Annotated in this window: 14 protein-coding genes; 7 read left to right on the forward strand and 7 right to left on the reverse strand. The window is 70.2% G+C overall.

Annotation, left to right across the window (positions count from 1 at the left end; genetic code table 11):
- Window positions 1–100 precede the first annotated feature (100 nt).
- The 5 genes from G6O69_RS00555 to pcnB form a co-directional block, all read right to left on the reverse strand.
- Window positions 101–742: a glutathione S-transferase family protein gene (locus G6O69_RS00555; protein WP_172301498.1), complete on the reverse strand. Its 642-nt coding sequence runs from the start codon at window positions 740–742 to the stop codon at window positions 101–103.
- 21 nt (window positions 743–763) lie between these two features.
- Window positions 764–2,911 (reverse strand): VWA domain-containing protein, encoded by a 2,148-nt coding sequence (locus G6O69_RS00560; RefSeq protein ID WP_176396540.1) that lies wholly within the window; start codon window positions 2,909–2,911, stop codon window positions 764–766.
- Between the two features lie 166 nt (window positions 2,912–3,077).
- On the reverse strand, window positions 3,078–3,833 hold the full coding sequence (locus tag G6O69_RS00565; protein WP_172301502.1) for a hypothetical protein: 756 nt from the start codon (window positions 3,831–3,833) through the stop codon (window positions 3,078–3,080).
- Window positions 3,834–3,966: 133 nt separating this feature from the next.
- On the reverse strand, window positions 3,967–4,839 hold the full coding sequence (locus G6O69_RS00570; protein WP_172301504.1) for a class I SAM-dependent methyltransferase: 873 nt from the start codon (window positions 4,837–4,839) through the stop codon (window positions 3,967–3,969).
- Window positions 4,840–4,934: 95 nt separating this feature from the next.
- Entirely contained in the window at window positions 4,935–6,392 is a 1,458-nt protein-coding gene (gene pcnB / locus G6O69_RS00575; RefSeq protein ID WP_172301506.1) for a polynucleotide adenylyltransferase PcnB, read from the reverse strand.
- A gap of 205 nt (window positions 6,393–6,597) precedes the next feature.
- Here pcnB and G6O69_RS00580 point away from each other — a divergent pair, with 205 nt between their 5' ends.
- The 7 genes from G6O69_RS00580 to G6O69_RS00610 all read left to right on the forward strand — a co-directional run bounded on the left by G6O69_RS00580 (window position 6,598) and on the right by G6O69_RS00610 (window position 16,266).
- Window positions 6,598–7,548 carry a hypothetical protein gene (locus tag G6O69_RS00580; RefSeq protein ID WP_172301508.1) on the forward strand — a complete coding sequence of 317 codons (951 nt, stop codon included), beginning with the start codon at window positions 6,598–6,600 and terminating at the stop codon, window positions 7,546–7,548.
- 48 nt (window positions 7,549–7,596) lie between these two features.
- Window positions 7,597–8,025 (forward strand): hypothetical protein, encoded by a 429-nt coding sequence (locus tag G6O69_RS00585; protein WP_172301510.1) that lies wholly within the window; start codon window positions 7,597–7,599, stop codon window positions 8,023–8,025.
- A gap of 123 nt (window positions 8,026–8,148) precedes the next feature.
- The gene (gene moeB, locus G6O69_RS00590; protein ID WP_172301512.1) at window positions 8,149–9,321 is read left to right on the forward strand and encodes a molybdopterin-synthase adenylyltransferase MoeB; all 1,173 of its coding nucleotides are present in this window, start codon (window positions 8,149–8,151) and stop codon (window positions 9,319–9,321) included.
- A gap of 75 nt (window positions 9,322–9,396) precedes the next feature.
- The gene (locus tag G6O69_RS00595; RefSeq protein WP_172301514.1) at window positions 9,397–10,044 is read left to right on the forward strand and encodes a histidine phosphatase family protein; all 648 of its coding nucleotides are present in this window, start codon (window positions 9,397–9,399) and stop codon (window positions 10,042–10,044) included.
- A gap of 66 nt (window positions 10,045–10,110) precedes the next feature.
- The gene (gene polA, locus G6O69_RS00600; protein WP_172301516.1) at window positions 10,111–12,798 is read left to right on the forward strand and encodes a DNA polymerase I; all 2,688 of its coding nucleotides are present in this window, start codon (window positions 10,111–10,113) and stop codon (window positions 12,796–12,798) included.
- 295 nt (window positions 12,799–13,093) lie between these two features.
- A complete protein-coding gene (locus tag G6O69_RS00605) occupies window positions 13,094–14,833 on the forward strand; it encodes a DUF1592 domain-containing protein (RefSeq protein WP_346016985.1) in 1,740 nt (579 codons plus the stop codon).
- Window positions 14,833–16,266, forward strand: coding sequence for a DUF1552 domain-containing protein (locus G6O69_RS00610; protein WP_217909735.1), 1,434 nt, complete (start codon window positions 14,833–14,835; stop codon window positions 16,264–16,266). Before G6O69_RS00605 ends, G6O69_RS00610 begins: the two co-directional genes overlap by 1 nt.
- 106 nt (window positions 16,267–16,372) lie before the next feature.
- On the opposite strand, the gene G6O69_RS00615 is transcribed toward G6O69_RS00610, so the two are convergent.
- Together G6O69_RS00615 and G6O69_RS00620 are read right to left on the reverse strand one after the other, a co-directional pair.
- Complete coding sequence (locus G6O69_RS00615) at window positions 16,373–19,381, reverse strand: M16 family metallopeptidase (protein ID WP_172301518.1); 3,009 nt, start codon at window positions 19,379–19,381, stop codon at window positions 16,373–16,375.
- 66 nt (window positions 19,382–19,447) lie between these two features.
- The gene (locus tag G6O69_RS00620) at window positions 19,448–21,121 is read right to left on the reverse strand and encodes an IgGFc-binding protein (protein ID WP_172301520.1); all 1,674 of its coding nucleotides are present in this window, start codon (window positions 21,119–21,121) and stop codon (window positions 19,448–19,450) included.
- Window positions 21,122–21,188 lie beyond the last annotated feature (67 nt).

The raw sequence follows: 21,188 nt of genomic DNA on the forward strand, positions 1-21,188 counted from the left end.
AACGGCCGCGGCTGCGCGTGTGGACAGCCAGAGCACGGGCGCCCGCGTTCACGAGCGACACCCCAGGCAGCGGGGCGCCCACGCCTGGCCTGCTACAGCCTCAGCCCTGCTTCGGCATCGGGAAGCGCTCGCTTTGCTCGGCTTCGATGGCCGCCGCGCGCTCGAAGGCCGGGCGCGCCTGGAGCCGCGCGAGGTAGTCGGCGATCGGCCCTTGCTGCGGCAGCACCCCGAACATGCTGCCAAAGCGCGCCCCCGAGCCAACCACGGCATCGGCGGCCGAGAAGCGCTCGCCGAGCAGCCACGGCCCGGGCGAGACCCCTGCCTCGAGCACCTCGAGCATCTGCGCGAAGGAGCCCCAGGCCACGGAGCGCGCGGGGACCTCCCACTTGAAGAACTTCTCGCCGAGGGCCGGCTCCATGATCGCGCTGGCGAAGAACGTCCAGCGCAAGTACGCGGCGCGCTGGGGATCGTCGACGGCGGGGGCGAGCTTCGCCGCGGGGAAGCGATCCCCGAGGTAGATGGCGATCGCGCCGAGCTCCGAGACCGGCACCCCCTCATGGATCACCACCGGGACCTTGCCCATGGGGTTGAGCGCCATGAAGTCGGCCTGCTTGTGGCGCTCGCTGGCGAGGTCGAAGCTGCGCAGCGTGTAGGGCTCGCCGAGCTCTTCGAGTAGCCACAGCGCCGTGAAGGCGCGCGTACGAGGGGCGTAGTGAAGCTCGAGGGTCGGACGCTCGGACATGGGCCGAACAGTAGCAGCCCGCTACTCGTCGAGGTGGTTTTGGTAGTCGGCGAGGACCTCGGCGCTGTCGAGCAGGCGCTCGAGCATCGGGTCCGAGCGCTCCCCCGTGCTCGGCGGGCGCCCGCCCTCGGGCGGCTCGAAGTCGAGGGGATAGCGGACCTGATAGACCTGCGTGTCGAGGTGCCCGGCGGGCACGTCGAGGGCCCAGGCCGCCTCCTCGAGGCAGGTCACGAGGGCATCGTCGCCGTAGTTGAGCTCGGCCTCGGCCACGCCGGCCATCATGACCTCGCCCTTGCCGACCTCCATGGCCAGCTCGACCTGACCTGCGAGGACCTGGTTGCGGGTCAGCGCCTTGTTGTAACAAGCCCGCGCCCGCGGCAGCACGCGAGAGCGCAGCTGACGAAGGATGATGTCGCCGTCGAGCTGGCCCACGGCCTGCCAGCCGACGCGGCCGGCCTGCGCGAGGTTTTGTGTGGCCAGGCGACGCATGCTCGGCGTGTACCAGTCGGGCAGGACCAGGCCCTCCTCCCGTGCCCGCTCCGCGTCGCCCTCGCGCGAGGTGGCGACCAGGGCGTGCGGCTCACCAGCGCGGCGCAGCGCCCTGAAGCTCGCGCTGATCTTGCTGCGCCCGAGCCGGCCGCGGACCTTGACCCGGGTCGGCGCCTTGCCCTCGTAGCGCCCCTCGAGGACCACGAAGTCCCCCGCGACCAGCCCCGTGGGCAAGGCGTCGTCGAGCACGACCTGCTTGGGCAGGCCGAGGTCGAGCTCCCCGAGCACCCGCGGGGCCGCGAGCAGCTCCCCGGTCTGCGCCGGGCCGAGGTTGGCCACGGTCTCGAGGGAGATCCGCGCCCCCAGGCCAGCCGCGAGCTGAGCCACCGGGTGCTCCGCCGGCAGGCCGCGCGCGTTGAGCAGGGGATCATCGATGACGAACAGCAGCTCCGGCCGCGCGGCACCCCCCAGAGCGTCGCGCAGCCCCGCGTCGACCACGTCTGCGTCGACGCTGGGCGGGAGCATGCCGTCGGTGACCACGAGCACCAGCGGCCGCTTGGCCTTGCGCTCGGACAGGTGCTCGCCAACCAGGCGCATGGCCGCGCGCAGGTCCGTGCCCTGACCGGGGCGCAGCGCCGTGAGCGCAGCGCCGAGCGCCGAGCGAGCCTGGGCATCGTCGACCCGCGGCGCCGCGCCTCCCTCGACCCGGCTGGGCTCGAGCAGCGCGCGCGCCTCTCGGTCGAAGGCGAGGGCGTCGAAGGTCGTGCTCTCCGGCAGCTGATCCAGGAGCTGCGCGAACACCCGCCCGCTGTCCTTGGCCAGGCTCGAGGCCCCCGAGAGCGAGCCATCGACGACGAGGACCACGTGGTCGGGGCTGATCGCCTTGCTCGGCCCGAGGCGCAGAACCAGGCGCACCCGGCCGCCGCGACCATCCTTGTCCGGGCTGGTCTCGAAGCTGCCGTCGAGCTGGGCGAGCTTGGCGGCGCGCGCCGGCCAGGACACCGCGACGGCGTCCTCGGAGCGCGTGACCATGTAGGGCGTGCCCGCGCTCGAGGTGTCGTCGACCCAGAAGCTCTCGCCCTCGCCCAGGCCCTGGACCAACACCCGGCGCTGATCCACGAGGTTTGGGACCTCGGCGTTGCGGCGCGGGAGCTCGAGCTGCCAGCGATCTCCTCGCAGCGTCGGGTAGACCCGCAGGCGCAGCTCGACTTGAACCGTGGCTCGAGGCGCCAGGCCAAAGGCGACGAGCTCGACGGCGGGCAGATCCCCCGGGTCATCGGACTCGAGCGGGCGCACCCAGATCGAGCCGGGGTCGCGCCGACCCTGCTCCACCCCGCCGACCTCGACGTCGCCACCGACGAGCGAGCTATCCTCGGCCTCGCGCCAGTCGCCGCCCGCGTTGATCGCCAGCGCGACGAGCTCGCTGCCCCGCGGCAGGACCAGGGTCTCGACCGCGTCCTGCTCGACGGTGCTGGCGTTGCGCAGGGCCACGCGCAGCGCCAGCTCGGCCTCGTAGTCCTTGCCCGGGCGGATGATCGCCTCGTAGCTGAGCTCCTCGACGGGCACGTAGCCCAGCTGAGGGTCGCCATCGAGGGTGTCGGCTGCGGCCGGGGCGGCGAAGGTCGCCAGGCCAGTCAGAGCGCAAAGGGCGAACAAAGGGAGACGGCCACGCGCAGACACCTCTCCAGCTTAGGCCAGCATCTCGCTCGAATCCACGTCGCGCTCGATCTCCGCAGCGAGCGGCGCCCTCGGCCGCGCCCCGCGGCTCGGACCGTACAGTCGGAGTCCCCTGCGCGAGATTTTTTTCGAGCGAGGGAACTTTTCCTGCGCTCGGAACACGCCCAGCTCAGCTCCACGCGCTCATGGCCAGCAGCGCGCTCGCCAGAGGCAGCTGCGCGTCGGGGTCGAGGCCCGGCCCCAGCATCTGGGCCAGGCTCGAGCGCCGCGTCAGCCGCTCGTCGACGCGTGCCTGGGGCGCCGCGCGGACCAGCTCCGTGAAGAGCAGCTGCAAGTTGAGCGCCCGCGAGGGCTGCATCCGCTCCCCGAAGGCCGTGAAGTCGACGAGCGGCTCCGAGAAGATCAGCGGCCGCCCCTTGGTCGCGTAGACGTGGACGAAGCCCGCGAGCTCGTCCTCGCGGCTGCGCACGGTCTTCTTGCTGGTCTTGCGCATGACCATGCCGCCGGTCGCCACCGCCATGCCCACGCTGAAGGACTTGGTCTTGACCTCCTTCTCGTGGACGCGGCTGCGGATCTCGTTGCCACGCAGGATCAGCCGGATCGCGTCGATGGGCAGGGTCGTCGGATCCCCCTGGCGCGGGCGCGCGACGATCGCTCCCTCGCGCCACTCGAAGCTCGACACCACCGTCTGCAGGCGCACGAAGGGCGAGGTCTCGGGCTCGAGCCTCAGCACCCGAAAGCCCGCCTGCGCCAGCGCCTGCTCGCGCGCCGCCGCAACCTCGGCGTCGCTCGTGTGGACGACGATCGAGGGCGTCGCAACCAGGCGCTGGCGAGCCTCGTAGGCCGTCACCCCCAGGGCCTGCGCGAGCGCCTGGGCGCGCTCGCCGAGCTCCCCCTCCACCCGATGGACCGCGATCACGTGCATGGCTCAATCATGACCCATCGCGTCCCAGCGTGGGCCTGATCTGGCCTGATCCGGCCTGAACTGACCTGTTCAGGCCTGAACTGACCTGTTCAGGCCGAAACCGGCCGACGCCCGCCTGAGTCCGACCCGGCGCTCACTCGCGCTCGGGCTTGCGCGCGACCACGGCCTGGGTCTCGATGTCCCGGTTGAGCCCCATGTCCAGGAAGTCTCCGCAGTGCCTCTCGAGCACGAGCCCAGCCAAGCTGATCAGCATGCGCAGCTCCTCGGGGAAGATCTGCCGGTGCGCCAGGTGAACGACCTCCTCGGGCTTGTCCCGCGGGCGCAGGCGTCCGCCGATGGCGTTGTCGTAATAAATCCGGATGTGGCAGATCTGGGTCTCGTCGTCGTACTCGTGGTTGGTCGAGTAGATCATCTTGCGACCCGTCCGCGGATGTTCGAAGCGCGTGATCGCGTGGCGCTCGTTGGGGTCGGCGAGCAGCCACTCGAGATCCGGGAGCAGCACGTCGAGGGCGAAGGTCCCCCCGGGGCCGAGGACCCGCGCGACCTCCCTGAAGCAGGCCAAGAGGTCCTGCCAGGTGTAGAGGTGCATCAGGCAATTGAAGGGCGCGATCACCATGTCGACGCTGGCGTCGTCGAGGGGGATCTGCGTCATGTCGGCGAGCAGCGGCTCGATGGTCCCCGAGACCGGCTCGTCCGAGGCCGCGAGGGCCTCGAGCTTGCGCTGGAGGTGATCGAGCATCGCCTGCTTGCGATCGAGGGCGATCAACCGGTGGCCGCCGCGGGCGATCGGGATCGCCACGCGCCCGCTCCCGGCCCCGAGCTCGAGGATCCGCCCACGCCCCGGCCGCAGCCGCGCGTCGACGAGATCGCAGTACCAGTCGACGTCGTCGTGCTGGCTGACGTACTCGAAGTCGTAGAGGACCGGGTCCTCGTAGTGCTCGTCCGTGCCTCGAGACAGGAGGTCTGCGAGCTCACGCTCGCGGGCACGGGAGCGACGCGCGGCCATGGTCAGCTATCGCGGCTGCCCTCGACCCACGCGGGGTCCAGGACAGGCGCCGAGTTGTTGGATCCGCTGGCCCATGGGCTTGATGAACGAGGCGCTCAGTCCCTCGCGCGGGGCCGGCCCGACTCGCGCCGGCCGGAGTCCTTGCCGCCGCGCCGACGGCCACGCCGCCGGTTGCTGCGCTTGCGCTTGGCCCCGGAGCCGGAGCCCCCAGAGCCAGAGCCAGAGCTCGAGCCAGAACCCGAGCCGCCTTGCGAGCCGCCAGCCTTGGCGCTCTGCGCCTGGAGAGCCGCGAGGGCCTCCCAGTGCTCGAGGGCGTTGCCGCCGTCGTGGCCGCGGACCTCGACGGTGAAGCCCAAGAAGAGCAGCGCGTCGTGGAAGTACTGGCGCTGGACCAGCGAGCTCTTGCGCCCGCGCCGGCGGCTGGGCTGAACCATGCGCCGGTGGGCCATGAAGATCTGCCGCGACAGCTCGCGGTCGCGGCGGGCGACGCCGAGGGCCGCGCAGGGCGGGGTCATCAGCTCCTCGATCTCGGCGTCGAGGTCGGCCCGGCTGGCCTCGCGCAGCTGCGCGTCGAGCAGCGGCGCGAACAAGACCGCCTGGATCACCGGGTTGCTCGGCGTCTGGCCGGTCTCGATCACGTAGTCGTCGAGGGCCTGGAGGTAGCGCCACAACAGCGCCACGGGGCCCTCGCTGGGCGCCCCGGCCCCGGGCCGACGCAGGCCGCCGTGCGGCTCGTAGAGCTTCACGTAGTCGGGCCAGATGTGCTGGAAGAGCTTGGCCTCGATCATCAGCTCGAAGGCCCGCCGGGCGCTGCCGCCACGCAGCAGCTTGTAGATCTCCTCGACCAGGCGCGCGCGGCTGCATCGCGCGATGTCCGAGGCGCACTCGAGCAGCGCCGTCCACGACTCGTGCTCGATGGTGAAGTCGAGGCGCGCGGCAAACTTGATCGCTCGGATCATCCGCACCGGGTCCTCGCGGTAGCGGACCTCGGGCTCGCCGATGGTCCGGATCACCCCGCGCTCGAGATCCGCGACGCCGTCGACGAAGTCGACGATCGCCCCGCGATCGAGGTCGTAGAACAGCGCGTTGATCGTGAAGTCTCGGCGCCGCGCGTCCTCCTCGACGGATCCCCACTCGTTGTCGTGGGTGATCAACAGGTCGTCGTCGGAGCTCGGCTCGTCGTCCTCGTTGGGGTTGGCCCTGAAGGTGCTCGTCTCGATGATCTTCGACCCGAAGAACACGTGCGCGAGCTTGAAGCGCCGCCCGATGATCCGGCTGTTGCGGAACACCCTGCGGATCTGCTCCGGCCGAGCGCTGGTTGCGACGTCGAAGTCCTTCGGCTTGCGATTGAGATAGAGGTCTCGCACGCAGCCGCCGACGAGGTACGCCTCATAGCCGGCGGCGAGCAGCTTGCGGACGACCTTCAGCGCGTCGTTGTCGATGTATCGAATGTCGAGGGCGCCGCGCCCTCCGCCATCGTTGCGAGCGTCCCGATCACTACGATCGCGTCGCTCGACAGATGGACTCCGCCTCTGCTTGCCCTTGTCGGTCACGTTTCGGCCGTCCCTCTAGCACGGACACAGCAGAACCCGAAAACGGGCGACGCACGCACGTCCGAGAGCGCCCCCACGGACGACTGTTCTTTGGACCAAGAACACCCCGCGTCGCGGCAGCACACCTTCTCTGAGCCAGATCAGGTGGGCCCGAGGCCCTGGCGAAGCGCGCAGGTGAGTACTATACAACTCATCAGGACTGGTCATGAGTTCTGCGCACCATCACAAGACCCTCGGGCGCACCTGCGAAGGTGAGCATCTGGCGATCTGGGGCCTCTGCGACCAAGATCAGCTCGATCTAGCCCTGACCCAGATCCTCGTCGGGCGCGAGTCGCGCGGCATCCGCGTCCCCGTCGTGACCCTGCTGATGCGCCGGCGAGAGGACGCCGAGTGGATCACTCAGGCAGTGGACTGGCTGGCCACGCGCGGTCGCCGAGTCATCGTCCGCACCCGGGTCGTGATGCCCAAGACCCTGGTCGCGGCCCTGGTCCGCGCCCTCCCCGAGTCCGGGGGCGCGCGGGGCGGGACGGGCGCAGGAGCCGTCGTCGAGCTCGAACTCGCCCATCAAAAACCCGCGATCCAGCGCGCGCTCCTCGGCCGCGAGGCCGACCCGGTCGCGGCCCTGCTGCTCCAGGCCCAGCACCTCGAGACCTGCTCGATCCCCGTGGTCGCCCGCCTCGCCCCCTTGCTGCCCGGCATCCACGATCAGGCCAACGGCTTCGAGCCGCTGCTTCGCAACGTCCAGGGCGCCGACATCCGCCGGGCCGTCGTCGAGGTCGGCCGCCTCCACCCCGAGCAGATCCGCAACCTCGTCGAGGTCGCCCGCGACCTCTCGGTGGCCGGCCTGCTCGAGCTCGCCCGAGCCTTCGGCGTCGACCCCATGATCTTCCTCGGCGGGGCCGAGCTGCCCCACGCAGAGCCCGGCGCGAGCGAGCCGCGGAGCTTCAAGCTCAAGCCACGCCGCGCGCGCGTGCTCGAGCATGGGCTCGAGGCCCTCGCACGCGACGCAGGCCTCGAGATCCCCTCCTGCCCGGGCAGCGAGCACTGCCGAGCCTACTGCGCGCTCACGGGCGCAACCCGCGACTCCAGCCCTGCCGCCGCCAACTATGAGTCGGTGATGGGTCGCGACCTCTTCGCGGGTCTCGAAGCTGGTTGATGACTCGGCTTTGGTCCACGCGATCCGGCGACTACACTCCCGGCGACCATGGCCTTCGAAGTCGGCACGGACATAGAGGGGATGTGCAGCTCCTGCGGCGATGTATGGCACGTGATCGTCGCCAAGGTCGGCGACAAGATCACCAAGGTGCAGTGCAAGCAGTGCGGCAAGCAGCACCGGCTCAAGCCCACCGGTGACGCCCCCGAAGCCAACCTCAAACCAGTCAAGCGCAAGGTCGCCGCGCCATCGGGCGGCGCCAAGCGCTCCAGCCGAGCACGCGCCTCGACCTCCACCCCCGGGGTGGTCATCGACCCCAACAAGCCGCTGCGCCCTTACTCCATGCGCGAGCGCTTCGAGGTCGGCGAGCAGATCGACCACAGCAAGTTCGGCAAGGGGGTCGTCTACGCCCTCGCGGAGAACAAGATTCGGGTCAACTTCGACGCCGGAGCCAAGGTCTTGCTCCACGACAAAAAATAAATCGTGCAGTGCCGGGTTTTCAAGCCTGGTTGACGCCCGACAGACCCTCGGTCAAAGTCTCCAAGCCGTCTAGAGGCGAATTGAAGCCGCCTCAGAAAACACCAGACGCAACGGAGTAATTCTATGGCGACGTTCAACCAGGTCCTCTCCCGGGTCAAGTCCGACATCCGCGAGGTCTCGGTCGAGGAGACCAAAGCGCGGGTCCTCGACAACCCCGGCGACGCCCCCGTGCTCGTCGACGTGCGCGAGCGCGACGAGTACGAGCAGGGCTTCATCCCGCGAGCCGAGTGGATCCCGCGTGGCTTCCTCGAGCTCAAGATCGAAGACCTGGTCGGCGACCGCGAGCGCGAGGTGATCATCTACTGCGCCGGCGGTGTGCGCTCGGCTCTGGCTGCGCGCTCGCTCGTCGAGCTCGGCTACACCAAGGTCTCGTCCATGGCCGGCGGCTTCCGTGCGTGGAAGAACGCCGGCTACGACTTCGAGCGTCCGCGCGTGCTCAGCCCCGAGCAGATCAAGCGCTACAGCCGGCACATCATGCTCCCCGAGGTCGGCGAGGCCGGCCAGGCCAAGCTCCTCGACGCCAAGGTCCTGTGCCTCGGCGCCGGCGGCCTCGGCTCGCCCAGCGCCCTCTACCTCGCGGCCGCGGGCGTGGGCACCATCGGCATCGTCGACGACGACATCGTCGACGAGTCCAACCTCCAGCGTCAGGTCCTGCACAACGTCGAGCGCCTGGGCATGCCCAAGGTCGAGAGCGCCCGGCGGACCCTCCAGGCCCTCAACCCCGACGTGAAGGTCGTGCCGATCGAGGACCGCCTCGACAGCGAGAACGTGCTCGACATCATCGCCAACTACGACGTGATCGTCGACGGGGCCGACAACTTCCCCACGCGCTACCTGCTCAACGACGCCAGCTTGAAGCTGCGCAAGCCGGTGGTCCACGCCTCGATCTTCCGCTTCGAGGGCCAGGTCACCACCTTCCCCGGCGACCCGGAGAAGGGCCCCTGCTACCGCTGCCTCTACCCGGATCCGCCCCCGCCCGGCATGGCCCCCTCCTGCCAGGAGGCCGGCGTGCTCGGGGTCCTGCCCGGGATGATCGGCACCCTCCAGGCCAACGAGGCGCTCAAGCTGATCCTCGGCGTGGGCGAGAGCCTCGCCGGACGACTGATGGTCCTCGACGCCCTCGGCAGCAAGTGGCGGACCATGAAGCTGCGCCGCGATCCCGAGTGCCGGGTGTGCTCCAAGCACCCCGACGACATCGAGCTGATCGACTACGAAGAGTTCTGCAACGTGCGCTGACCGGGGCCGGCCAGCGACGTGGGGCCCGGAATGATCCGGGCCCTTTTTTCAATTCCGCGCTGCTACCATCGCCGCGTGACCGCCCCGCACCGACCCTGGCGCGGCGTCGCCGAGCGAGGCGCGCTCGCGCTGCTGCTGATCCGCCACGGGCGCTCGACCTTCAACGCCGAGCGACGCTTCAACGGCGCGGGCTCGGACCCGCCTCTGGACGCGCAGGGCCGCGAGCAGGTCGCCGCCCTCGGCGAGCGCCTGCGCGGCGAGCCCGACCGGGTGCTCTGCTCGCCCCAGCGCCGCGCCCTCGAGACCGCCGCGGCCCTCGGCGCCACGCCGACGGTCATCCACGATCTGCGCGAGCTCGACCAGGGCGCGCTCGAGGGCCGCGTGATCCCGACCGCGCTCGCCGAGCACGCCGAGTTCTTCGCCGCCTGGCGCCGCGACCCCGCCGAGGTCCGCGTGCCCGGGGGCGAGACCATGACCGAGCTGGCCGAGCGCACGCACGCGGCCATCAGCGGGCAGCTCGGGCTCCCCGCGCTGCCCAGCTCCGAGCGCCGCGCGGGCGCGGTGATCGCCGTCGTCGGTCACCAGATGGCGCACGCGGCCTTCACCTGCCGGGTGCTCGGGCAGCCGCTGAAGCGCTGGCCCGACTACCAGCTGCGCAACGCCACCGCGAACCTGCTGGTCTGGGACGGCCACGGCTGGAGCCTCGAGGGCCGCGATCTGTGAAGACCGGGACCCGTGAACGCTGCGACCTGTGAGCCCCGCCCACGGGCGCCCTGCTAAGCTGCGCCCGTGGCCACCCCCGAGCGCCTGATCCTCGTCGACGCCAGCTCGCTGATCTACCGGGCCTACTACGCGATCCCGGCAAATTTCACGACCGCCAGCGGCCTGCACACCAACGCCATCTACGGCTTCGCCACGATGTTCCGCAAGATCCTCTCGGGCCGCAGCCCGGAGCGCGGGGCCGTGGTCTTCGACGCGCCGGGCAAGACCTTCCGCGAGGACAAGTACCCCGAGTACAAGGCCCAGCGCCCGCGCATGGACCCCGAGCTGCGCGAGCAGCTCGCGTGGGTCGACGAGCTCGTCGAGGCCCACCGCTTCCCGCACCTGCGCGTGCCCGGCTACGAGGCCGACGACGTCATCGGCACGCTCACGCGCATGGCCGTCGAGGCCGGCATGGACGTCCACATCATCTCCGGCGACAAGGACTTCGCCCAGCTGATCAGCGACCGCGTGCGGATGATCGACACCCTGCGCGACGTGACCTTCGACCCCGAGCTCGTGCGCAAGAAGTGGGGCGTGCCCCCGGAGCAGTTCATCGATCTCCTGGCGATGATCGGCGACAAGGTCGACAACGTCCCGGGGATCCCCGGCGTCGGGCCGAAGACCGCCAAGGCCCTGCTCGACAAGTACGGCACCCTGGCCGGGATCCTCGACCACGTCGACGAGCTCAAGGGCAAGCAAAAGGAGCGCTTCGCGGACAACCGCGAGCAGGTCCTGCTGTCCCGCGAGCTCGTGACCATCGACACCGCCGCGCCGATCGAGCTCGGCCTCGACGACCTGAAGCTCACCAGCCCCGACCCCGCGGCCCTCAACGCGCTCTACAAGCGCCTCGAATTCTACTCGCTGCTCTCGGAGGAGGAGGCCGCCAAAGACCAGGCCGCCGACGCCAACGCCGACTTCGTGGCCCTGACCAGCCTCGCGGCCGTCGACGCCCTGCTCGCCGAGCTCCCCGGGGCGCAGGAGGGCGCCGTCGCCCTGATGCCCTTCATCGACGACGACGCCCCCGTCCGCGGCGCGCTCGCGGCCCTCGCCCTGTCCACGGGCCCCGGGTGGGCGCGGCTGATCCCCCTGGACTGCGTCGGCGGCCTGGGCGAGGCCGGCCTCGCCAAGCTCCGCCCCTGGCTCGAGGACCCCGCCCGCGCCAAGCTCGGCCACGACTGCAAGGCGCTGTGGATCGCCCTGCGCCGCCACGGCATCACCCTCGCCGGGGTCGTCGGCGACGTCATGCTCGAGTCCTTCCTGATCGATCCCAACAAGATCATCCCCCACCGCCTCGAGCAGATCGCCAAGGAGTACCTCCAGCGCACCATCCCCCCGGCCAAGCGCGTGCTCGGCTCGGGCAAGAAGGCCAGGCGCTTCTCGCAGCTCGACCCCGAGGCCCTGCGCGAGTGGTGCTGCCAGCAGGTCGAGGCCGTGGCCGACGCCTTCGTCCCCGTGCGCACGCGCCTCGACGAGGAGGGCCAGCGCGCGCTGCTCGAGACCCTCGACCTGCCCCTGTCCTGGGTCCTCGGCCAGATGGAACTCGACGGCGTCGCCGTCGACGTCGACGACCTCGCGGCCATGGGCGAGGAGTTCGCCACCCGGCTGAGCGAGATCGAGGCCGAGATCTACGCCCTCGCCGGCCGCGAGTTCAACATCGCCTCGCCCAAGCAGCTCGGCGAGCTGCTCTTCGACGAGCTCGGGCTGCCGGTGATCAAGCGGACCAAGACCGGCTACTCGACAAACGCCGAGGTGCTCGAGCGCCTCGCCGCCAAGGGCCACGAGATCGCCGAGCACGTCCTCGAGCACCGCAAGCTCGCCAAGCTGATCAACACCTACACGGCCGTGCTCCAAGACGCCGTCAACCCGGCCACGGGGCGGATCCACACCACCTTCCAGCAGACCACCGGGGTCAGCGGACGGCTGATCACCACCGACCCCGACCTCCAGCGCACCCCCGTCAAGACCCCCGAGGGCAAGCGGATCCGCAAGGCCTTCATCGCCAAGTCCGGCTGCAAGCTGATCTCTGCCGACTGGAGTCAGATCGAGCTGCGCCTGCTCGCCCACTTCACCGGCGACGCGCACCTCGTCGACGCCTTCGCCCAGCACCTCGACGTCCACGCGCGCACCGCAGGCCAGCTCTTCGAGGTCCCCGCCGACGAGGTCAGCGCCAAGCAGCGCGGCGTCGGCAAGCTGGTCAACTTCTCGACCATCTACGGCCAGGGCGCGACCGCCCTCGGGCAGATCCTCGGCGTCCCCCGCAAGCAGGCCCAGGCCTATATCGACGGCTACTTCGCCTACTACGCCGGGGTCCGCGAGTGGCTCGATCAGACCATGGCTCAGGCCCACGTCGGCGGCTTCGTCGAGACCATCCTCGGGCGCCGGCGAGTGATCCCCGAGCTCTCGAGCAACAACTGGCAGGACCGCCAGGCCGGCGAGCGGATCGCCGCGAACACGCCGATCCAGGGCTCCGCCGCCGACATCTGCAAGCTCGCGATGCTCGCCATCGATCGCGACCTCCACGCGGCCAAGCTCGAGACCAAGATGCTGCTGCAGATCCACGACGAGCTCGTGTTCGAGGCCCCCCTCGCCGAGGTCGAGCAGGTCGTGGCCATCGCTCGCGCGCGCATGCAGAGCATCGAGGGCCTGCCCGAAGCGCTGCGTGTCCCGCTGGTCGTCGACGTCGGCGTGGGCGACACCTGGGCCGAGGCCCACTGATCCGCCGCGGCTCACGAAACCGCCCCGGGCCTCCGACCGCGCCCCCCATCGCGTGTTTGGCCGTCTCGCGCGAGACAATCGCGTGAGCGCGACTACCCGACTACGCACGATCGCTACGCAGCCGCCTGTTTTCACGTCGCGCGCCGCTGATCGAAAGGACGCCTGAGCCCTCCTCTCAATGACTTCGGTACCGATCTGCTGATGACTTCGTAGCTTGGCTCGCAGGCCATTCGTGCTTTGTTGGCGACGGGCTTTATTCGTTGTCCCGCTCGCCCCTGCTCCCTATCCTTGCCGCGTGGAACGACGGATGTTGCGAACCCTGGCCGGGCTCGCGTTGCTGTGTGCAGCGCCCGCCTGCTACTCCGGTATCGATCCGGACGGCGATGGCATCGCCGACGGCGACGACTTTGGTGAGGACGCGGGCGAGGGCGCCGACGAGGGCAGCGCGGGAGAAGGCGACGGCGGCGAGGACGGTGAGCAGGCCGAGCTCCCCTCTCCTTCGCCCCGCTTCTACCGCCTCACCCACGAGCAGTGGGAGAACACGGTCCAAGATCTCTTCGAGCTCGACGCCCCCACCGGCCACAGCAGCCTGTTCCGCGCCGACCCCCAGGTCGCGGGCTTCATCTTCGACAACGACGTGAGCGCCCTCGAGATCGACGAGGCGCTGTGGAACGGCTACCGCATCGCCGCCGGCGAGGTCGCCGACCTGGTGACCGCCGACCCCGAGCTGCTCGCCACCTTCACCCCCGAAGACGACGGCAGCGAGCTCTCCGAGCGCGCCGACGCCTTCGTGCGCAGCTTCGGCGCCAGGGCCTACCGCCGCCCGCTCGAGGCCCAGGAGGTCACGACCCTGACCGCGCTCTTCGAGGCCGCCCCGCCGCTCTACCCCGACATGGACGACGACTTCGCCGCGGGCGTGCGCCACGTGGTCGAGACGGTGCTCCAGTCGCCCTTCTTCCTCTATCGCATCGAGCGTAGCGCGACCGTCGTCGACGGCCTCATCCCCCTCGACGACTACGAGATCGCCTCGCGCCTGTCCTACTTCCTGTGGAACAGCATGCCCGACGCGGCGCTGCTCGAGGCCGCCGCGGCCGGATCGCTGACGACCACCGGCCAGGTCGCCGCCGAGGCCGAGCGCATGCTCGAGGATCCCCGCGCCGGCGAGATGGTCGTCCGCTTCCACTACCAGCTCTTCGAGGGCCACAAGTTCGAGACCATCGCGCCCTCGGCCAACTTCTTCCCCGACGCGCCGGAGGACCTCCCCGAGCTCGTGGCCGAGGAGCACGAGCGCTTCGTCCGAGACGTGGTGTTCGGCGGCGGCGGCGGGCTCGTCGAGCTGCTGACCTCGAGCGAGACCTTCGTCAACGACGACCTCGCCGCGCTCTACGGCGTCGAGGGCGTGATGGGCGACGAGTTCACCCACGTCGACCTCGACCCCAGCCAGCGCCAGGGCGTGTTCACCCAGACCGGCTTCCTGGCCGCGAACTCGACCTCCGTCGACCCCGACCCGATCCACCGCGGCGTGTTCCTGGCCAAGCGCATGTCCTGCCTGACCATCGCCGCGCCCCCCGACGGCGTCCCCCCGCTGCCCGCGATCGAGCCCGACCAGACCAACCGCGAGCGCGTCGAGGCCCACACCGAGGCCGAGGGCACGGTCTGCGTGACCTGCCACTCCACGCTCATCAACCCCTTCGGCTTCGCCTTCGAGGGCTACGACGCCCTCGGCACCTGGCGGACCGTCGACAACGGCAAGCCCGTCGACGCCTCGTCCACGGTCTTCCTCGGCACCGAGCCGGCCGCCGTCGACGGGGCCATCGACCTCATGCAGGCCATGGCCAGCAGCGAGGCCGTGCACCAGTGCTACGCCAAGCACTGGTTCGAGTACGCCTCCGGCCGCAACGAGGCCAGCGGCGACGACCAGATGATCGAGCGCCTCGGCGCCGCCTCCCTCGATGAGCAGCAGTCGATCGCCGAGCTGCTCGTCAACATGACCACCTCGCCCGCCTTCCTCAACCGCGCCGCGGAGGAGCTGTGATGACCAAGCGCAAGCATGACCCCGTGAAGACCACTCGCCGCGCCTTCCTTGCCGGCCTCGGCGGCGTGGCCGTCGGGCTGCCCTTCCTCGAGGGCCTCGCCCCCCGCGAGGCCAAGGCCGCCGACGGCGTCGATCCCTTTGCGATCTTCTTCCGCCAGGGCAACGGCGTGGCCGCGGCCCAGACCACCGACCTCGGCAGCGAGCCCGAGCGCTTTTGGCCGACCGCGGCCGGAGCCCTGACCGCCGCCACCGTCGAGGGCCGCGCCCTCGCCGAGCTCGGCGACTACCTGGGCAACATGCTCGTCGTCGGCAACGTCAGCATGGAGGGCTACAACTACGGCGACGGCCACGCCCGCGGCGCGCTCCAGGGCCTGACCGCCCAGGGCCCCGAGACCGAGGGCCTCGGCGGCAGCTCCGAGGCCAACGGCGAGTCCATCGACCACCGCATCGGCCGCGAGCTCAACCCCGACGGCCGCGACTCGCTCTTCCTCTACGCCGGCAAGCTCGGCGGCTGGCTCGGCGGCCCCTGCATCTCCTACCGCGGCTCGGCCAACCGCCGCGCCGCGCTCCACGATCCCCTGCTCGCCTACCAGACGATCATGGGCCTCGACGCCAACCAGCTCGAGGAGCTGATCGCCCGCCAGCAGAGCGTCAACGACCTCGTCCGCGACCAGCTCCAGAGCCTGATGAGCTCGCCCAAGCTCAGCGGCAGCGATCAGCAGCGCCTCCAGCTGCACTTCGACAGCATCCGCGACCTCGAGAACAACCTGACCTGCAACTTCGCCGAGGATCAGCTCGCGCTGCTCGACGGCCTGTCCGCCAGCTACGACAGCACCGTCGGCGACGAGGTCCTCGCCGCCGCCAAGGCGCACATGCACATCGCCGCGCTCGCCGTGGCCTGCGGCTACACCCGCTCCGTGGCCATCCAGGTCGGCTCCGGCAACGACGGCTCCACGCGCTACACCAACCTCGACGACAACTCGCTGATGGAAAACTACCACTACGTCTCCCACCGGCGGGCCTCCCACGACAGCAGCGGCACGATCATCCCCGACTCGGATCGCCTGCACGCCATGGTCGACACCCAGTTCGCGCGGACCTTCAAGTACCTGCTCGATCTGCTCTCGGCCTACGAGCTGCCCAACGCCGAGAGCATGCTCGATAGCGGTTTTTGCCTCTGGTACAACGACATGGGCAACGGCCCCGCTCACTCGGCGCGCAACATCCCGGCGATCATCGCCGGCAGCGCTGGCGGCTTCTTCAAGCAGGGCCAGTACATCCAGGCCAACGCGGGCAACTACGAGGTCAACCACGCCCGGCTGCTCAACACCCTGGGCAGCGCCGCCGGCCTGCGCGACGCCAACGACGAGCCGATCAGCGACTTTGGCGACCCCGCGCTCGCGCGGACGCCCCTGCCCGAGCTGCTCGCCTGAGCGCCGCGAGCTGGCTGCCTGATCCAACTGTTCCGGCTGAGCCGGCTGAGCGGCGCCCACCCCCGACAAAGGGGTGGGCGCTGTCTTTTTCAGCTGTCTTTTCAGCTCAAAAGGCCCCGTAGCCGACCAGCTCGCTCGCCTCGACCTCGACGACCTCGCCGACCGTGGCCAACGCCGCGAGATCGACCGCCTCGCGCTCCCCGACCACGGCGACGATCATCCCCGCCTTGGCGTAGGCGCTCGCGAGCGCCTGGACGTCCTCCACGCCCGCCGCCTGGATCTCCGCCCACTCCCAGGCCCGCGGATCTCCAGCCTCGCCGCGCCGATCCCAGTCGTCGACGAGCGCGACGATCCACCGCGGATCCACCCGCGCCGCCCGGTACTCGGCCTCGAGCGCGCTGCGGGTGTTGGCCAGGCGCGCCGCGTCGATCGGCCGGACTCGCAGCAGCTCGGCCCACACCCCCAGGGCGTCCACGGTCTTGTCCCCCTGAGTGCCCATGTCGCCGATCAGCGCCCAGTCGTCCGCGGGCAGGACCCCGCGATCGACATAGCCCGAGCTGTGATAGGCCAGCCCTCGCGCCTCGCGGAGCTCCTGGAAGAGCAGCGAGCTCATGTCGCCGTCGAGGTAGTACTCGTAGTAGCGGGCCAGGGGGATCTGCGCCCGCGGCTGAGGGCCCTGAGGCAGGGCCAGCGTCAGCGCCGACTTGGCCACGTCCTTGTTCAGAAAATAGATCCGCGTCTTCCCCGGCTCGAGCTCGCGGTAGCGCAGCGGCGCGCGCGGGCCCGCCTCGCGCCGCGCCTTGCCCATGCCCACGACCGCGGCGACCTCATCGGCGGCGCGCGGGCCAAAGTAGAGCGTGCGGTGCCCGTAGTCGAGCAACCCGGCAGCGAGCCCGCGCAGCTGCTTGGCGCTCGCCCGGCGGACCGCCGCGTTGCTGGGCGCGCTGAGCCAGGGGCTGTCCGCGCCGAAGAGCGCGTAGTCGCCGAGGTAGACCGCGAGCGCCTCGGGGTCGTCGAGCTCGTCTTCGCGCCGGCCGAGGATCGTCTCGCGCAGCTTGTCGAGGGTGCCCGCGTCGAAGCTGGGGTCCCGCAGCCAGCCCTCGACGAGGGCGACGCTGCGCTCGAGGTTGCGATCCAGGCCAGCGAGCTCGAGCGCGCTGGTCTCGGCCCCGCACTCGAAGTTCACGCTGGTCCCCAGCGCAAAGAGCTCGCGCTGGAGCGCCTCGGCCGAGCGCTCGCCTGCGCCAGCGCGCTCGAGCAGCTCGAAGGCCACGCACAGCAGCGGCGCCTTGCGGTGGCCACGGTCAAAGCGATAGCGCAGGGTGAACAGCTCGTTGCGCGGGTTGTGAGCGACGATCAGCGGGCCCGCGGGCAGCTCGAGGTGGACATAGTCCTCGCCCTCGCGCAGCAGCTCGGGCTCGATGGGCGTCACCGGCGAGGCCTCGATCCGCGCCGCGAAGGCGCTCTCGCGCGAGATGTCGAGCTCGATGGGCGTGATCTCGGGCTTCTCGAGGCCTGGGAGGCTCGGCTCGCCGAGCTTGCGGTGGACGGCCACGAAGTCCTCACCCAGGTAGGTGTTGGCCACGCGGATCACGTCCTCGCGGGTCACCGCGCGTATCGCCTGATCCTCGGCGAGGGCGTCGGCCCAGGGCTGGCGGCCGATATAGGCGTCGAGCATGCGCGACGCCCTGGCCGCGTTTCGCTCGAGCCCGCGCGCGTCGGCCATGACCTCGTGGAGCACGGCCGCGTCGACGGCCTCGGCCTCGAACTCGCCGGCGCGCAGCTTGGCCACGACCCCCCGCAGCAGCGCCTCGACCTCGGCGTGGGTCTGATCCTGGCGCAAGCTGGCGTGGACGGCGAAGAAGCCGGCCTCGTTGAAGAAGCTCGGCCACGAGCCCGCGCGCTGGACCTTCTGCGGCAGCTCGAGCTCGAGCGCGAGCATGCCGCTGCTCGAGCTGTCCATCAGCCGATCCATGATGGTCAGCGCGGCCACGTCCGCGTGCCCGACCCCGACGGTCCGCCAGGCCAAGCTCACCTCCTGCTCGCCCTCGGCGACGACCTCGCGCAGCACCCGGCCGCGCACCGGCGGCAGCGCGGCCGCGCTCGGGGTCGCAATCTCGCGGGCGGGGATCTGCCCGAGGGTGTCCTCGAGCACCGGCAGCGCCGTCTCGGCGTCGATGTCTCCGGCGAGGATCACCGCCATGTTGTTGGGCGCGTACCAGCCCTCGAAGTAGTCGACCATGTCGGCATAGGCCGGGCTCTCGAGGTGCTCGCCGAGGCCCAAGGTCGGCTGCGTGCCGTAGGGGTGCTCGGGGAAGAGCGCCAGCGTCAGCGCCTCCCAGACGCGGTCGTCCGGGTCGTCGAGGCTGAGGTTCTTCTCCTCGTAGACCGCCTCGAGCTCGGGATAGAACAGGCGAAAGACCGGGTCCGAGAGGCGCTCGGCCTCGACCTCGGCCCAGGCCGTGAAGCGATTGCTGGGCACGTCGGCGATGTAGGCGGTCGCGTCCTCGCTCGTGAACGCGTTGACCCCCTCGATGCCCAGGTTCGCGTAGAGGCGGTCGAGCTCGTTGGGCACGGCGTAGGCCGCGGCCGCCTGGGTCTGCGCGTCGATCTCGGCGAAGAGCTGCGCCCGCCGGGCCGCGTCTGCCCCGCGCAGCTCGGCGTAGAGCGCCGCCACGCGATCGAGGTGGGGCTTCTCCGCCGCATAGTCCAAGGTCCCGAGCTCGTCGCTGCCCTTGAAGAGCATGTGCTCGAGGTAGTGAGCCAGGCCCGTGGACGCCGGCGGATCATTGCGGCTGCCGGTGCGCACGCCGATCCACGCCGAGATCCGCGGCTGCTGACGATCGCTGCTGATGTAGACCGTCATCCCGTTTTGCAGCCGATGCACGGTCACCGCCATGTCGTCGCCAGCCAGCGGCGCGTCGTTCACGGCCGGAAGCGCCGACTCGGCGAGGATCTGCGCGAGGTCCTTGGCTGGGGCCGCGGCGGCGGCGTCCTCGGGTCGCGCCGCCGTGCTCGAGGGCGCGGGCTTGCAAGCCAGCGCGAGCGCGACACTCGAGAGCAGGCCCACGCGGCCCAGCAACGCCCACGAAGACTCGAAGAAAGATCGACGCATGCGCGAGTGATAGCACGGCCGACGGCCATCACGCCGCCGGCCCGCGCGGACTCGCCGGGCGACCGCTCAGCCCTGTGGGTTGAGCTGCTGCAGCCCCACCCCACCTGGATAGAAGTAGCTGCCGTGAGAGACGTAGCCGTAGACCAAGACCTCGACGCCCACGTTGGCCGGCGCCTCGATCTCGTGGGAGGCGTTGGGCACCGGGACGTAGACATAGCCGTGGTTGCTGTCGCCGCCGATCGGCGTGGGCTCGGGCAGCGCTTCACCGTCCATGGTGATCAGGTCCCACTGGTCGAGCGCGGCGACGATGGTCACGTGATCGTGGCACCACTGCTGGCTGCCCGTGCCCGGGCTGAACAGGTAGCGGTTGAGCCAGTTGCCCTCGGGGTAGACCCAGCCCACCGCGGGGTCTCCGGGGCTCTGGAGCTGATCCGCGCAGTCGTAGGGCACGAAGGGCTGGGGCAGTAAGCTGCCCGCGGTCATGAAGTGCGTCAGGCCGAAGGCCTTGTTGCCCTTGGCCCAAAACACGTCGCCGGTAGCGATGTCGACGAACTCGCCCGCGTCGAGCATCAGCGTGTCCTCGTGGTCGCCGGTCAGCTCGATGACCGTGCCATCCTGGTCTCCGATCACTCGCCAGATGTCGTACTTGCCCGGCTGGCCGACGGGCAAGAAGCGGACCCCGGCGTACTCGGTCCCGTAGATGCTCGTCGGCGGCACCGAGGTTGCGATCAGATCAGCGCAGCACTGGCCCTCGGGGATGTTGGCGAGCTGCTTGCCGCTATACACCGCCACCGGCTTGTCGCTCTCGATCACCGACGCGCTGAATTCATTGAGTTCTTCGCCGTTCTCCCAGTGACCGACGATCAGCATGGTGTCGAGGCGATCGAGGGTCGCCGCGAGGGTGTCCATGCCCATGTCGTAGTCGAGGGCCTCGAAGGGGCCCCCCGCGAGGGTCTGGGAGAAGGGCTGCGCGAGGGTGAAGCTGACCTCGGTGTCGTCCTCGGTCGCAACGACCACAGCGTACTGCCAGGTGTTGTTGTTGTGGACGTTGTAGGTGACGACGCGGTGGCGCTCACCGAGGGCCGGGCCAGGCAGCACGATGCTGGCGTCGGCCGTGGACGTGCCGTCTGGCGGCATGTACTGAAAGACCTGCAGGACCTGGTCGGACTCGATCACGTAGCCGTCCTCGCCCAGCTCGGTCGAGTTGTTCATCTTGTGCAGCCCCGTGTCCGTGAACATGTGCGTGGCCCCGGGCTCGACGGCGGCCTGCTGGAGCACGCCAGACTTGTCCGCGAGCGTGACGTTGGCGACGCTGTCCGAGACGTTGCTGACCATGAAGCCCGTGGTCTGCTGGGTCCCGGGCAAGGCCAGGGGGTAAAACTCGCAGCCCACGCTGGTCGAGGTCGCCTCGGCCTCGGCGCAGGTCTCGGGGAAAGAGGGCGGCAGCCCGCTCTCGCCCAGGTCCGAATCGTTGGCGATGTCGAACTTGATGCCCCCTTCCTCCTCCTCGCTCTCGCTGGACTCGCCGGCGCTCGACTCCTCCTCACTCGTCGTCGACGAGCTCGTGTCCGTGGTCGTGTCCGTGGTCCCCACCTCGTCTGCGCTGGTCGCCTCCTCCTCCGAGCTCTCGCTCCCGGGCGCGACCTCGTCCGCCCCCGTGTCCGCGCCGTCATCGCCACAGGCGGCCAGCGAAGGCAGCGCTCCCAAGGTCAGCAAGACTACGAATTTGCAACGTGGCATATGATGAATCTTGCCCAGCGAGGGTCGAGCGCGTCAATCGACATGGGACCCAGCAGACGCAAAAACG

Source organism: Pseudenhygromyxa sp. WMMC2535 (assembly GCF_011083025.2).

Excerpts from the sequence above, each read along its gene's own strand:
- G6O69_RS00610 (WP_217909735.1), top strand. The coding sequence starts at position 14,833 with ATGACCAAGCGCAAGCATGACCCCGTGAAGACCACTCGCCGCGCCTTC.
- G6O69_RS00615 (WP_172301518.1), bottom strand. The coding sequence starts at position 19,381 with ATGCGTCGATCTTTCTTCGAGTCTTCGTGGGCGTTGCTGGGCCGCGTG.
- G6O69_RS00620 (WP_172301520.1), bottom strand. The coding sequence starts at position 21,121 with ATGCCACGTTGCAAATTCGTAGTCTTGCTGACCTTGGGAGCGCTGCCT.
- moeB (WP_172301512.1), top strand. The coding sequence starts at position 8,149 with ATGGCGACGTTCAACCAGGTCCTCTCCCGGGTCAAGTCCGACATCCGC.
- G6O69_RS00585 (WP_172301510.1), top strand. The coding sequence starts at position 7,597 with ATGGCCTTCGAAGTCGGCACGGACATAGAGGGGATGTGCAGCTCCTGC.
- G6O69_RS00555 (WP_172301498.1), bottom strand. The coding sequence starts at position 742 with ATGTCCGAGCGTCCGACCCTCGAGCTTCACTACGCCCCTCGTACGCGC.
- G6O69_RS00580 (WP_172301508.1), top strand. The coding sequence starts at position 6,598 with ATGAGTTCTGCGCACCATCACAAGACCCTCGGGCGCACCTGCGAAGGT.
- G6O69_RS00565 (WP_172301502.1), bottom strand. The coding sequence starts at position 3,833 with ATGCACGTGATCGCGGTCCATCGGGTGGAGGGGGAGCTCGGCGAGCGC.
- G6O69_RS00570 (WP_172301504.1), bottom strand. The coding sequence starts at position 4,839 with ATGGCCGCGCGTCGCTCCCGTGCCCGCGAGCGTGAGCTCGCAGACCTC.